We start from the raw sequence: 14,944 nt of genomic DNA, 5'->3' as shown, positions 1-14,944 counted from the left end.
TGGAAAAGGATAGCATGTTGGCTTTTATTTATTACTTTTGCCACGAACAATTAAAATAAAAAGACGCTATGTCTACAGTTAAGTGTATAGGTATTTTAACATCCGGAGGCGATGCTCCCGGGATGAATGCAGCCATTCGTGCAGTAACACGTTCCGCTATATATAATGGAATGGCTGTGAAAGGCATATATCGTGGATTCAAAGGATTGATAACAGATGAAATCGCAGAGTTTAAGACTTCCAATGTAAGTAATATCATTCAGCGGGGCGGTACAATTCTTAAAACTGCCCGTTGCGACGAATTTAAAACTCCGGAAGGCCGTAAGCAAGCATATGATAAATTGAAAGAACATGGCATTGATGCATTAGTGGCTATCGGTGGTGATGGAACATTGACCGGTGCACGTATCTTTGCCCAGGAGTTTGATTTGCCGGTTATCGGTTTGCCAGGTACTATTGACAACGATTTATATGGTACGGATGTTACCATCGGTTATGATACAGCCTTGAATACTATCATGGAGTGTGTAGATAAAATACGTGATACAGCTACGTCACATGATCGTTTGTTCTTTGTTGAGGTAATGGGCCGTGATGCGGGTTTCCTTGCATTGAACGGGGCTATAGCTTCAGGTGCGGAAGCGGCAATTATACCGGAAATATCTTTGGAGAAAGACCAGTTGGCCGAAATGATAGAGACGGGCTTCCGTAAATCTAAAAACAGTAGTATTGTGCTGGTTGCCGAAAGTGAAGTAACGGGCGGTGCTATAGGTGTTGCAGAGCGTGTCAAAAAAGAATATCCTCAGTTTGATGTGCGTGTTTCTATTCTGGGGCATTTGCAGCGTGGCGGTTCCCCTTCTGCACAGGACCGTATTTTGGCAACACGTATGGGAGTAGCTGCTATCGATGCTTTGTTGGACGATCAGCGTAATGTTATGATGGGTATCCAGAATGACCAGATAGTCTACGTTCCGTTCTCGAAAGCTATTAAAAATGATAAACCAATAAACCGCGACTTGCTGAATACGTTGCGGGTTGCATCAATCTAAATAAAAAAGCCTCAGGATTTACCGAGGGCACTGAAAAATATACAATTTTTCAGCATTCCTCTTCCGATGAGGCAAAACAAAAGGTTCGCCAAGTTCATTCAATTGGATTTGGCGAATTTTATTTTTTTAGAAGGATGGTTCGCTATTGGCTTAGATTGTTTCCCCAAAAGACTTCAAATGGGCTAACTTAAAAAACATATTTTCCATTAATCATTAACTTAATTTGAGGATTCTCTTGATGTTGGCTACGAAAATAACCATAGCGCCTTGCATTCGCATGCAATCTATGCCATACGCCCAGGCCCGGTCATAACCTAATACGTTTTTTAATTCTGAGTTCTTGGCTTCTATCTTATACCGGATTTTAGCCTTCTCTCTGAATTCATCGGACTTCTCGAAGTCGGCTTGTCGCTTGTGTTGCTCGCATTGGATTTGTACGGCATATGTTTTTGTCCTGGCTCCGTCCTTGTAGCAGCCGTTTCTTCGTGAACATGGCTTACACTTCTCTACATCGAAGTAATATACCATAACCTGGTTTTTAGCCTGATTCTTTTTCCCTTGCCGGGCACGCCTTATCGCCATGTGTCCGGCCGGACATACAAACATTCCGGCATCCTTGTTAAATTCGAATTTATCTTCATCTTTACGTGCACCATTGCTTATCATCGGGTTTAGTCTTGCCACCAGCTTAAATCCATTCGCTTCATCATTGGATAAAATAATGTTGTCCTTACCCGAATATGCGGTATCTCCTACAACTGTCTCCACTTCCATACCGTTTGCACGGCTCTGCTCCACAAGTTCCTGAAGTTGTGGACCGTCTCCCTTTTCTCCAGAAGTGACAGTCGCAGCAGTGATGATGCGTTCGTCACTCATGGCAATATGAGTCTTGTAACCAAAGAAGGAATCATCCGTGCTTTTATGGCCCATCCGCGCATCCCCATCCTTGGAAGTCACATAATGATCCTCGATATCCGACAATACCTCCTTGAGCATGTTCAGCCGTTCTTTAATCGTAGGGACCTCGGCCAATGCGGGATTTGAACCCACCACGTCAATCAACGCCTTTGTATAGCCAAGCTCGTGTTCAATATCATCAACCGTGTTCTTTTCTGGAAGAGAACCCTTTATCCGATCGTCAGTGTTATAGATGCTTTTACGTAAATGCTTGGAGCGTAACCGCAATATCTCCAGGGAAGACCAAGGATTGCTCCGTGAGCCGGTGTGGGTGGCATCAACTATTATCGTGCGTGACTTGATAATATCTTTCTCTATGGCTATACTCACTGTTTTACCGATAAGCATATCGAGCAGATCCTTATCTTTAAGCCGCAACTTGCGAAATTTACACAGTGAACTCGGATTGATCAAATCTGTTTCCTCCGGATTCATATCAAGGAAGTATTTGAAAGACATGTCATATCTGGAACGTTCTACCACATCAACGTCTGAAATGTCATAGATCGTCTTCAACAAAAGATACTTGAACATCCGTACTGAGCTTTCTGCCATTCTGCCATTGTCCTGACAATACTTATCTACCAGCTCCTGGTGGATAAAAGAGAAGTCTATTAAATCATTGATTTGCCGCAACAGGTTATCCTTAGGGAGGATCAAATCATATAAATCAGCATAATCGCTGAACTGAATGGTTCGTTGTAGTGGTAACATATCTCTCTGATTATGTACCATAAAGTTACTAAAAAATCGGCACATACACAAGTTTATCACTTGAATATATGCCGATGAATTTTAGATTCCATCAATGGAGAGATACTTTTTCAGTGCCCTCGATTTACCCTGAGGCTTTTTTATTTGGTATCTGAACTTGTCTTATTTATTTGTCCCTTTCAGGTTGTCTAAGAATAAATCCATCATTTTTTTTGCTGCTATGAAAGAACTGATTTCATTATTTAATACCTGCTTTTCCGTTGTTTCCAGCATGCTTTCTACAGCCGGGTTGTGATAGAATGTATCCCGTAATGTATCATTGATACTTTCATACATCCAATACTTCGCTTGCTCGTTTCGCTTGAAATAGAAATATCCGTTCTTTTTAGTGAAAGCCATATATTCGCCTACCATATCCCAAATCTCTTTGATTCCTAAATTATAATAACCGGAATAGGTCAATACTTTGGGAAACCACCCTGATTCGGCTGGCGGAAAAAGATGCAAGGCATTGCGGAATTGTGCGGCTGCTAAGTTTGCTTTGTCAATGTTGTCTCCATCCGCTTTGTTGATAATAATACCATCTGCCATTTCCATGATACCGCGTTTGATACCCTGGAGTTCGTCGCCTGTACCTGATAACTGGATTAACAGAAAGAAATCTACCATGGAGTGAACGGCTGTTTCACTTTGGCCAACCCCGACTGTTTCTACAAAGACTGTGTCGAAACCGGCAGCCTCGCATAAAACAATTGTTTCACGGGTTTTACGGGCAACTCCTCCTAATGAACCGGCTGACGGTGAAGGACGGATGAATGCGTTTTTCTCTCTGGATAGAGCTTCCATGCGGGTTTTGTCTCCTAATATACTTCCTTTGGAACGCTCGCTGCTTGGGTCGATGGCTAGTACTGCCAGCTTGCGTCCTTCGTTTATCAGGTGCATTCCAAAAGAATCGATAGACGTGCTTTTTCCGGCTCCCGGTACTCCCGTTATACCGATACGAACTGACTTTCCTGCGTGGGAAAGACATTTCTCAATAATTTCTTGCGCTATCTTCTGGTGTTCGTGTTTTGAGCTTTCAACCAAGGTAACTGCCTGGCTTAATATGGTGATATTTCCTTTTAGGATACCTTCTACATACTCGGATACGGTATATTGTTTACGTTGCAAACGTTTCTTCATATAAGGATTTACAGTCGGAACGTCGGCTACGCCTTGGTTTACTTTTAATCCTTTATATAAATCGTTGTTTTCGGGATGTTCCATATAAATAATTATTTAATGTGTCGCAACACATTGTTTTATTATTTCTGAGCTGTTATTTTAATCAGACGTACCGGACCGTTCGGGTCGTTACAAACGATATTGATAAGGGCTTCCAGCTTCGCTTTTATTTCACGGGGACGAATTGTGACTTTATAGGTTGCCGTTTCTCCCGGTTTAATTTCTTTTTTACCTCCTGATATGTCTATCAACTCGTCATCGCAGCTTGCACTATAAATAACAAGAGTGGATTTACCATTGTTCGTAATATCGAATGTTCCGGTTATTTTAGCTTTAATCAGAGGTAGAATGCTCCCTTTCTCCGGAAGTTTACCAAAATCCAGCAATGTTCCTGAAAGTTGGGCTACGGGAGCCTGTGCTTTTTCTGCTGCGGAAAGCTTTGTGAAATTGTCAACAATGTTTGCTGCAATATGAATCTTGTCGGAAACTTCTTTTTGGCCGATAGAGGCTACTTCCAATGGAATATCGGTTGTGATACGTCCTTTTCTTTTGGCTGCACCGGCATTCAGAAGGAAGGTGATCTCTCCGGTCTCTTCGGGTTGCAATGTTGCCGGCTGAACGTTTACTGTTAAATACTGAGGCGCTTTGCCTACATGTATTGTCAGTGATGTTTTACCGTTATTTGTAATATTGATTTTTTCTCCCAATATTTCTTCCGGCCGTACGGTATTATACAGGATTGTTTTGGAAGTTAATTTCAAATCTCCTATTGAATACGGATAAGAAAAGACAGGATTTGAAGGTTTAGGCGTAACATTTCCTTTGATAGCAAGGGAGTAGCTGCCTTTCTTACCATTGCTGAATATCGAAATTGTTTTGTAAAACGGACCCGGACGGCCTTTGGGATTGTAGGTTACTTTTACTTCTCCTGTTTTGCCCGGGGCGATAGGTTCTTTTGTCCATTCAGGTTGGGTACATCCGCAAGAAGCAGTTATACGGGTGATAACGAGCGGGCTGTTTCCTGTATTTTTTATAGTAAAAATATGACTTGCCAACCCTTCGGCTTCGGCTATTGTCCCGAAGTTGTAGGTTAGCTCGTCTGCGCTGATAATTGGATTATTCTGGGCTTTGGCCGAGACAAAAAGCAGCGTACTGATAAAAATAAGAACAATCTTTTTGACGTTCAGCATTTCTTGCTTTTGGTTTAACTGTTTTTATTATTCTACATTACCCCGGATAGTTAGTATATAACTACCTGTTTTGCCATTGCTGTAAACAGAAATTGTTTTTGCAAAAGGACCGGGACGTCCGGCCGGATCGTATGTGATTTTAATATTGCCAGACTTACCGGGAGCAATCGGCTCCTTTGTCCATTCAGGGGTTGTACATCCGCAAGATGCTATTACGCGAGTGATTACCAGAGGGGCATCTCCTGTATTTGATATCTGGAAGGTATGGGAAACCTTTCCGTTGGCTTCTTTTATGTCTCCGAAATCGTGTGTTGTTGTTTCTGCTGAGATGACAGCTTTCTGCTGGGCAGAAGCTATACCTGTAGCTAGCAAAATCGCCATAAAAATAAAAATAATCTGTTTCATCTTTCTTTTTACTTTAATGTTGTTTATGGGGCAAATATAAAGAATTAATGGTTAATGGCGCACCATTAACCATTAATATTAATTATAGACTGTTATCATTTCCCCTTCGGTGCGTGATATGAATTCGGGTGCGTAGAGACATTGAATAGTACTTATGCCTCCCGAATATTGTCCTTCACGCACTACATATACTGCATATTCCAGTACAAAAGTACCTTGTGGCAGATGATTGAAGAAAAAGTTTTCAGAAACATCTTCAGGCGAACGGTAGAACCAGACGCCGTCACGATACTCTGCTCCCGACAATTGTTGAGCAGGCTCGAAACATCCTGCGCGCAGGTCTTTTAAGGCAACATAATCCATACTCTGATCATTACGGATTACCAGCCGTACTATTACTTTGTCTCCTACATGTAACTTTTGGTTATTGCTTACCGGTGTGATTTGTAAACCATCTCCGCTGTTGGATTCGATGAACAATTTCTTTTCTATATTTAATACACCTTTCTGCTTTGTGACTTTATCAATAGACTGGAAGTACTGATTGTATACCGCACCCCAGGCAGGCGTATCTCCTTCTTTCTGAATAGTAATTGTATTCATAGACGGAGTGATGTCGTTTTGCGGGATTACTTCTTTGATATATCCGAGAGCTGTAACGCTATTGGTTGTATCGAATGATTTTCCTCCCCACTGAACGGTGCATGTATTATTTTCATTTAGCCAGTCACTGCCTGTCAATAGTAATGCATAGATTGCGTTGACAGTAGATGGAGCAGATTCCCAGTTCTGAGTGCGTTTTTGGTTCAGAAGCCATTGTTTTATCCGATCAGTTTCCTTTGTGTTTGGTGAAATCTCATAGAATGCAGACATCAACATGCAGTGCGTATCAATCGGAGATGTGAAATAGTTGCTTGTCGTCCGGTTATTTGCCCAATACATACCTTTTACTTCGGAGCTTGTGGCTGTTTTACGTAACCAGGCAAGAATATCGTTTGCAACATCTTTTTTCCCATTACGATACATTAGCAATGCAATTTCCCCTTTATTATATAGCGATTCTTTGTTCCAGTATTTAGCCGCTTGAGCTGTATAAAAGCGGATTGCTTCGCGGGCACTGCCCAGTTCCGGGATGTCACGGTAGCTACTGCGTACGAATAAATAATCTATTTGTTCCGATGAAGGGCGGCTATTCTGCCAGCTCTTTTCTGTTTTTATCAGTTGGTTATAGTCTTCTTCCATTCGTTGATCCAGGAAATTCAAGGCTTTTATTTGCATACGTTTTTCCTGCTCTTCGTATTGGATAGCATTCATCTGTGTCAGTTGTGACATGCCTTTCAGTATTGTTAACGTTATATTCCGGCTTCCGGGGAATCCTTTGAACCAACTCCATCCGCCGTCCGGATTTTGTTCTTGCAATAAATGTTGTAATGCAGCTTCACGTTGTCCTGCAGCACGGTTTAAATCGAATAGTACGGAAAGACGTTGCTTCTGTTCTGTTTCGCTATTGGCAGCAAGTACCCAGGGAGTTTCTTCCAGAAGGATGTTTTTCAGTTCCTGATTCTTCTCCAGATTGGAAAGCAGGGTGGAGGCATCTCCTCCTTTTGCCGTCCATTGGCTGATAACCTGCTGGATGCGCGGATGCGACCGGGTAATGTAGCTTGCTAATGTATTGCTATAATAAGAGGCAAACCAAGAGAGAATATTGTCGTTATCCGGTTCTGTCAATGTTGGCAGAGCTTGCACAGCGTACCAAACAGGATTAGCACTAAGCTCTAATGTGTAACGGAAAGGTTTTACATCCTTGCTCTCAGTAAGTTGTATTTGTTTTTTACCATTGCCTATCAGATAGAAAGGAGTACTTTCAGTCACCAATATTTGATTGGAAAGAATCGGGACGAGGTGTTGTTCTCCATCGCTGCCGTTATTTGATTCGGCTACAATACGACAACCTAGCAAGCTGATATGTTTAGGTACAGGTACAGTCCATTGTACAGCCGTAATGCTGTCTGCCGATAAAGTGAACGGTTTTTGTGCCTTTGTAAGACAAACAACCGGTTGGTCATTTTCCGGATCGAATAATTCCAGGCTGACGCGTCCTGTTATTTCCTTATTCGATTGGTTGATAACTTGCGTACTGATTGTAACCTGGTCGCCTTGCCGCATGAAACGTGGAAGGTTGGGCAATACCATCAGAGGTTTGCTGGTCACCACTTCTTTGGACAGGTAACCATATTTCAAGCCCTCCGTCTGTGCCAGTAATTGTAGTTTCCAGGTTGTATTGCTTTCCGGCATGGTAAAGCCGAATGCAACATTGCCGGCAGCATCGGTAACCAATGCAGGATAGAAAAATGCAGTTTCGGCAAAATCGCTTCTAATACTAGCCTTATTTCCTTGGGCGGGGGCTGAACTTTCATTAGAGAGATTTTGATGGACTGGTGCATCTTCGCTTTCGGCTACGATTGCATCAGTAGCTATGACAGCTTGTTCTGCCATTGGAGCCGACTTCATAACCGCACCTCCAAATGCAGCACGTGTAGAATATAACCGGTTATATCTGAATCCCATGTCCAACACTCCTTGCCAGTTCAGGCGGTCGTATATATATTCGGGAACCGTTTGCCAGACTATTTTAGCCGAACCGTAACCTGTATCTGTACCGAAACCATTTCCTGCGACGAACCGGGGAGCTTGTAAAGATATGTAAGGAACCGGCCGGAATGCCCAGTTAAACGGTGTGAGTTGATCTAGCGAAGCATCATACATGCTGGCTAAAACTTCCGCTGATACAGCGATAGAATCGGCATCCAGAATACGGAATTTCCAGTTTTCTTTACTTCCCGGCAACAAATGATCCCGGAATGTTTCTGTCAGGATGGTGAGTTGCCGGTTGGGCTGATAACGTTGTATCTGAACCTGAGTTGTGTACATCTTTCCTTCTTTTACAAAGGTGAGAGAAACTACAATCCCATTTCCATATTCGGTTTTGAATGGAATACGGAAGTCACGATTCTCGTCGCTCATTTCGATTAACCTGCGTTCTATACATTTACCATTGTTGTATATTTCATACAAAACTGAAGCTTTCTGGTCGGATGTGCCAAATATAAAACGGGCATCTTCTCCGGGCAGGCAACTTGTTTTCTCTGTAACCAGCCAGGTGTGACTGAATACAGGAGGACGTTTATCATGTTTATCATACAAGACAACGTCTTGCTCCATTTTTACCGTTTGCCCGTTTTTGTCGATAGCTTTCACTTCCAGACGATAACGCCCGGAGGGTAATTGGCTGAATGCAGACTTTGGCAATGGTTCGCCGGATGTAAAATTACCGGAAACAACTTGTTTACCTGTTTTTAAATTGTCAATATTTTGTTGACCGTCTGAAGGCTCGCCAAGCAAAGTATAAATAGTGAATGTCCCATTTGTCGAAACTTCTCTATTGTTGACTGTGCGGGCAGAGATAGCTACTTTGGCGGAATCTTTATCCATTTTAGACGGCATATCGATAAGGAGTAATATACCTGTATCACCTACAGAGAAGGTATACCGGGCTTCTTGTGTTTCTCCTTTGCTGTCGGTCAGTGTTGCAATTACTTCGTAGCTTTGGTAAGATGGGCGTCCGCTATAATTTTTTTCGGGAACGAACGGAATAGAGAAGTTCCCTTTGTCATCCAATTGAGCTGTACCATTGGCAACCTGGTCGGATGAATAATTAAAATAGCCATACATGCTACCACGCAACCAGAACGGGCGGTTATTGATACGCCATGTGATTTGTCCGTTTTGTAAAGCTACGCCTGAGTAGGTTTGTGCTTTGCCTTGAATGGTGATTGGATGTCCGAAAGACACTTCCTCTTTTAAAGGTTCTATTTCCACTTCAAAGGTCGGCCGTTTATATTCTTCTACCCGGATATAAGTGTTTACATTATTGCAATTGACGGTAAATGTTCCGCTCAACCCTTGTTTAGGAATGGTAAATTCTCCATTGAAAGAGCCAAACTCATTTGTTTTATATGCTTTGTTTGCAATTTCTTTATTGTTTGCATCCCGGAAACTAACTGTAAATGTTTGTCCGGCAACCACATGTGGATTGTCCGTGCTTTCTACGTAAGCGATGCCTTTAAAGAATACGGTTTGTCCCGGACGATAAATTCCCCTGTCTGTAAAAAGAGACAATTTTGTGGCACTTTTATCATTTGAACGATAAGCGCCTCTCGGATAAACAAACGTAGGAATTGTTTTTGTGTCGTTTGAAAGAATTGCACGGTAAGCGGCAATTTGTTTGTTTAAAGGTAAAGTTGCCAGGCCATCTTTATCTGTTTTGATAGTTCCTAACGAAACTAGTTTATTATTAGGCTGGCTATAATAGATGACGGAAGCATCCTTTACAGGTTTACCGGATTCATAATCTGTTACCCATATTTCCCGTTCTCCCGAAGGTGAGTTGCGGTGAACTGTAGCCAGGCGGCTTACACTGAATATATTCTTTATTTTGAATTGGCCGGTTGTTTTACTTTTAGCTATAATTTCACATTCGTAAAGCCCCGGTTTATCCATTGGGATAGATAATGTAGTATCAGCACTTCCATATGGTGTATAAACAGGAAGAGTATAGCTTACTTCTTTCACCAGTTGTCCCATATTCTTCTTGTTTCCCGAATATAAATAGACTTCTTCGGGAGTACGTAAACTTTGATATATTTTGATTGAAACCTGCGGGACGTTTGTATAACGTAAAGCGACTTGCAGATTCTTACCGGGATAGACCGTTTTGTTTACTTCTGCGTTCATTGTAGGTAAGGTTAGCTGATCGAGTGAATTTTTTAGCGAACCGGTACGATTATAATTGGGAAATTCGCTGATCCCCTGTTTACATATGATATATTGTAAAGCTTTTAATGAATCGGCATACATATTGTTTTGAGCATACCTGTATGGTGTTTGCTGTAGCAAGGCAACTTTGGCTATGCGGATTTCGTTGGATATATCCTGACCGGCATATATTTTCATTAAACTATCAAGACTGGCTTCGTATTGGTTGCGGTTCTGAACACCATATTGATCGTATTGGTAACGCAAATAATCTAATTCATCCAGCAAAAGTGCTTTTTTATTTGGTTGATTGCGACGGAATGCCAGTAATTCCTGATAAAGAGCATCGGACGGCTGTATCTCAATAGCACGGAAAATCAGGAAATCGTATAATGTTGGCCGTAAATTGCTTGAATTTTTGCCTGTAATCAGAATGGTTTTATATTTATCTATAGGTGTCTGTTGTAGTAAAGAGGCTGGTTGTAAAGATGTTGTCAGCTCTTCTTTTATTTTGTTTGTGAAAAGATTTGCCGTCCATTCACGAATGTCTTCGGGAACATAGCCTGCCAAGTCAGTGCGCTGATTAATGTTCCATTGGTTTTGATTATAATAATGATTGAACATTTCCGCTACCATTGAATGAAGAATGGCAGATGAGGCCGAATCGTTGCAAGCCTTTGTATACGTTTCTACTTCTTTTATTAACTCGGGAAATGTATCATCGTTTTTCTCCAGCTGATTCTTCATTTTTGTTATCAATGATTGAATCAGCGCAGCAGTGTTTTGTGATTGTATTGCTTCTGTAATTGCCTTTTGGTTAGCCGATTGTTTAGTTGCTCCGGCATATAGTATGCCGGCTGTTATACCGCAAACGATCAGGATTGAAACAACAAATGCTCTTATCTTCATATCTTTACTTTTTTAATTGACAATTATGCATTGTCAACAGTTTCCTATTATATATAGATACAAAGAAAGAGCAAAAAGTTGTAAAACGTACGTTAATGTTTACTTTTTACGCACGTAAGTTAAAAATGTATATGGGTAGGGATTCTTTTTATCCGCCGGAAATTCCTGGCGTTCTACTTCTTCCCATAAATCCCAGTTTATTACCGGGAAGAAAGAAGTAGCATCTTCAAATTCATGATGAATGCGGGTAATATACATTTTGTTTGCAATGCGTAAAGCCTGGCGATATACCAAGGCGCCGCCGATAATAAATATTTCGTCTTCTTTTTCGCAAATATCTAATGCTGCACCCATAGATTCGCAAGCGAAGCAATCTACGAAGCCTGCTTCCGGTAAAGTTGTCAATACGATATTTTTTCGGTTGGCAAGTGGCTTGGAAAGAGATTCGAATGTTTTACGTCCCATAATTACGGCATGTCCGGTAGTCAATTCCTTAAAATGTTTCATGTCTTCCGGCATGTGCCACAACAATTGCTGGTTTTTCCCGATAGCATTGTTGTCTGCGATAGCTGCGATGATAGAAATTGTACTCATAAGCTTATCGATTTTTGTGTATTAAACTGTTTTGTTATCATTCTATAAACGGAACTGTTTTGTCAAACAGCCACGTCTCCTTTTATGTGAGGATGCGGATCATATCCTGTTAAGGCAAAGTCTTCGTATCTGAAATCAAAAATGCTTTTAATTTCAGGGTTGATCTCTACTTTTGGCAATTGGCGCGGTTCGCGGGTAAGCTGCAATTTTACCTGTTCCAAATGGTTGCTATAAATGTGTGCATCTCCTAAAGTGTGTACGAAGTCTCCTGCTTTTAGTCCTGTAACCTGTGCCATCATTTGTAATAACAGTGCATAAGATGCTATGTTGAAAGGGACACCCAGAAATATATCGGCGCTCCGTTGATATAATTGCAGGCTTAATTTTCCGTTAGCCACATAAAACTGGAAAAAAGCATGGCATGGAGGCAGGTTCATATTATCCAGGTCGGCTACGTTCCATGCACTTACAATAATCCGCCGGGAATCCGGATTGTGTTTGATTGTTTCAACAGCCTCCGTTATTTGATCGATAGACCCTCCTTTGTAATCTGGCCATGAACGCCATTGATAACCGTAGATATGTCCCAGGTCTCCATCTTTATCCGCCCATTCGTTCCAGATGCGTACACCGTGTTCTTGCAAATATTTTACATTGGTATCGCCTTTTAGAAACCATAGCAATTCATATATGATGGATTTCAGATGCAACTTTTTCGTTGTAAGTAACGGAAAACCTTCTTCCAGATTGAAACGCATCTGATGACCGAACACGCTGATTGTTCCGGTTCCGGTGCGGTCTTCTTTTCTTGTCCCTTCGGCTAGTACTCGTTCTAGCAATGCCAAATATTGTTTCATCCTTACTGTTTCTAGTGATTGGCAAAGTTACAAAATGTATTGTATAAAACAAGATAATTCTATGCACACATGAAAACTGTTTGTGCATAAAACTGAGATGATAAATATCGGGAGTTGCAACTATGAATTTCTGTGTGCCTGTAGCAGTTAGTTTTAGATATAAAGTCTATCTTTGCCAAATAAATAAAAGAACACTTTTAATTCCTATTCAAATGAAAAGACTATGTATGGCTGTTATGGCAATGTGTATGTTGTTGTCGTGCGGCGAAAAGAAGGAAGAGGCTACTCTTTCGGGGTTAATGAAATCCGATTTCGTATCGGAAGTAGATGGCAAACCGACCGCATTGTATGTTCTAAAGAATAAGAACGGAGCCGAAGCGTGTGTAACGAATTATGGCGGACGTTTGGTTTCTGTAATGGTTCCTGACAAAAACGGTAAGATGACGGATGTTGTATTGGGTTATGGCAATATAGCAGATTATGTAGCTTCCAGTGGCAATTTCGGAGCATTGATCGGACGTTATGGCAACCGTATTGCCCAGGGTAAGTTTACGTTGGATGGCACTGAATATGAATTGCCCCATAACGATAATGGCCATTGCTTGCATGGTGGTGATAAAGGTTTTCATGCCGTAATGTGGGATGCTAAGCAAATTAATGATCAGTCGGTAGAGTTATCCCGTGTTTTTCCGGATGGTGATGCCGGTTTCCCGGGTAATCTGGATGTAAAAGTCATTTATACATTGACAGATGATAATGCTGTTGATATTAAATATGAAGCAACTACCGATAAACCTACTGTGGTGAACCTTACAAATCACAGTTATTTCAATTTGTCCGGTGTACCCGGTTCTGATATCCTGGATGAAGAAATCATGATTAATGCAGACAACTATACTCCGGTAGATAGTTTATTAATTCCGGTTTCTGAGATAGCCCCGGTTGAAAACACTCCTCTCGACCTTCGTCAGCCAGTGGCTATCGGTGCTCATATTGATGAATCGTTCGATCAATTGGTAAAAGGACGTGGTTATGATTTAAACTGGGTTTTGAATACGAATGGAGATATAAATGTATTGGCAGCTAAGGCTTATAGCCCAACCAGCGGAATTGCTTTGGAAGTTTATACCAACGAGCCCGGAATCCAGTTTTATACTGGCAATTTTATGGATGGCAAGGATAAAGGCAAACAGGGTACCGTATATCCTCACCGCGGAGCTTTTTGCCTGGAAACGCAGCATTATCCGGATAGTCCTAATCAACCTTCATTCCCAAGTGTTGTTCTTCGCCCGGGCGAAAAATATACGAGCCACTGCATCTATAAATTTGTAGTAAATAAATAAAAGGAAAAAGGATGCTTTTTGAATAAAAAAAACATCCCGGTCATTTTCTGAAACCATCCCGATGATTTGTACAAATCATCGGGATGGTTTTGTTTTTAACCTTGCCTTTTAGGGGAGGGATGGACACGGTTTTAATGACGTTATTTGTTTCATGAACCTCTTCCTTGATATTTCTTATGAATAAATATGTTTCGTTATTTTTTGCTATATTTGCCCCATCATATAAAGGTCAAGGCTTTGATTTTCCTGCCTTTGTACGTAGAGTACGATAAAGCGTTTAAGATATTATCTTTGAAACTGAAAATCGCCAACTTTCAATTTTGGACGAAGATAATAGCAATAAGCGCTCACCCCTTGTTATATACATTTCTCATGTATGATAATATAGGGCGTGGGGCTTTTGTTTATTATTTGTCCGAAAGGTGTTTGGCGATGCCTCAGTTTCGAATAATAGATTAACAGTTCCCACGCTTTTTTATTTATTTATTTGCCAAACAAGGGAGAACTGTGAGGCATCTACCATATTATGAAGTTAACGAATGAACAACGGATAGCAATATGCCGTATCTTATTGGATGTCGTGAATGAAGTGGGAGAAGATGTTTCTCTTATCCGGTCTCGCCACTATCCGGCTTTACAGGAAAAAGCCCAATTGACGGACGGAGATTTTTGTGCTGCTTCGCAAGTGACTGTATTGGCAAGTATAACACTTGTCAAAGATATTCATTACAAACTGAAGATGCTGATGGGACTTACCGTATTCGAACTTTATTCTCAATGCAAAGAAGTGACACTTCAGCAACGTGTAACGTTTGGCATTCTGATGAATGCGATTGACTGGCCCATTTCTTTTTCAGAAATCAGCACGCTGCCATGATGGGGGTACC

10 protein-coding genes are annotated in these 14,944 nt (G+C 41.3%); 3 read left to right on the top strand and 7 right to left on the bottom strand.

Annotation, left to right across the window (positions count from 1 at the left end; all coding sequences use genetic code 11):
- Window positions 1–68: 68 nt before the first annotated feature.
- Window positions 69–1,049: a 6-phosphofructokinase gene (gene pfkA, locus CTY47_RS08165; RefSeq protein WP_099464292.1), complete on the top strand. Its 981-nt coding sequence runs from the start codon at window positions 69–71 to the stop codon at window positions 1,047–1,049.
- A 213-nt stretch (window positions 1,050–1,262) separates the two neighbouring features.
- Here the strand turns inward: pfkA and CTY47_RS08160 are convergent, their stop codons facing one another.
- From CTY47_RS08160 to CTY47_RS08130, 7 genes are all read right to left on the bottom strand, one after another.
- On the bottom strand, window positions 1,263–2,720 hold the full coding sequence (locus tag CTY47_RS08160) for an IS1182 family transposase (protein WP_099464291.1): 1,458 nt from the start codon (window positions 2,718–2,720) through the stop codon (window positions 1,263–1,265).
- Between the two features lie 162 nt (window positions 2,721–2,882).
- Window positions 2,883–3,986 (bottom strand): methylmalonyl Co-A mutase-associated GTPase MeaB, encoded by a 1,104-nt coding sequence (gene meaB / locus CTY47_RS08155; RefSeq protein WP_099464290.1) that lies wholly within the window; start codon window positions 3,984–3,986, stop codon window positions 2,883–2,885.
- Between the two features lie 38 nt (window positions 3,987–4,024).
- Entirely contained in the window at window positions 4,025–5,134 is a 1,110-nt protein-coding gene (locus CTY47_RS08150; protein WP_099464289.1) for a DUF1573 domain-containing protein, read from the bottom strand.
- 27 nt (window positions 5,135–5,161) lie between these two features.
- Window positions 5,162–5,539, bottom strand: coding sequence for a DUF1573 domain-containing protein (locus tag CTY47_RS08145; protein ID WP_099464288.1), 378 nt, complete (start codon window positions 5,537–5,539; stop codon window positions 5,162–5,164).
- 78 nt (window positions 5,540–5,617) lie between these two features.
- Window positions 5,618–11,263 carry an alpha-2-macroglobulin family protein gene (locus CTY47_RS08140; protein WP_099464287.1) on the bottom strand — a complete coding sequence of 1,882 codons (5,646 nt, stop codon included), beginning with the start codon at window positions 11,261–11,263 and terminating at the stop codon, window positions 5,618–5,620.
- A 99-nt stretch (window positions 11,264–11,362) separates the two neighbouring features.
- The gene (locus tag CTY47_RS08135) at window positions 11,363–11,857 is read right to left on the bottom strand and encodes a dihydrofolate reductase (RefSeq protein ID WP_099464286.1); all 495 of its coding nucleotides are present in this window, start codon (window positions 11,855–11,857) and stop codon (window positions 11,363–11,365) included.
- A gap of 62 nt (window positions 11,858–11,919) precedes the next feature.
- Window positions 11,920–12,714: a thymidylate synthase gene (locus tag CTY47_RS08130; protein WP_099464285.1), complete on the bottom strand. Its 795-nt coding sequence runs from the start codon at window positions 12,712–12,714 to the stop codon at window positions 11,920–11,922.
- A gap of 212 nt (window positions 12,715–12,926) precedes the next feature.
- Here CTY47_RS08130 and CTY47_RS08125 point away from each other — a divergent pair, with 212 nt between their 5' ends.
- Together CTY47_RS08125 and CTY47_RS08115 are read left to right on the top strand one after the other, a co-directional pair.
- Window positions 12,927–14,057, top strand: a complete 1,131-nt coding sequence (locus tag CTY47_RS08125) for an aldose epimerase family protein (protein ID WP_099464284.1) — start codon at window positions 12,927–12,929, stop codon at window positions 14,055–14,057.
- A 526-nt stretch (window positions 14,058–14,583) separates the two neighbouring features.
- Window positions 14,584–14,934: a hypothetical protein gene (locus CTY47_RS08115; RefSeq protein ID WP_099464282.1), complete on the top strand. Its 351-nt coding sequence runs from the start codon at window positions 14,584–14,586 to the stop codon at window positions 14,932–14,934.
- The last annotated feature ends 10 nt before the right edge of the window (window positions 14,935–14,944 follow it).

It is taken from the genome of Parabacteroides provencensis, from assembly GCF_900232875.1.
In the GTDB taxonomy this organism is placed as follows: Bacteria; Bacteroidota; Bacteroidia; order Bacteroidales; family Tannerellaceae; genus Parabacteroides; species Parabacteroides chinchillae.
This window is presented reverse-complemented; position numbering and strand designations above follow the sequence as displayed.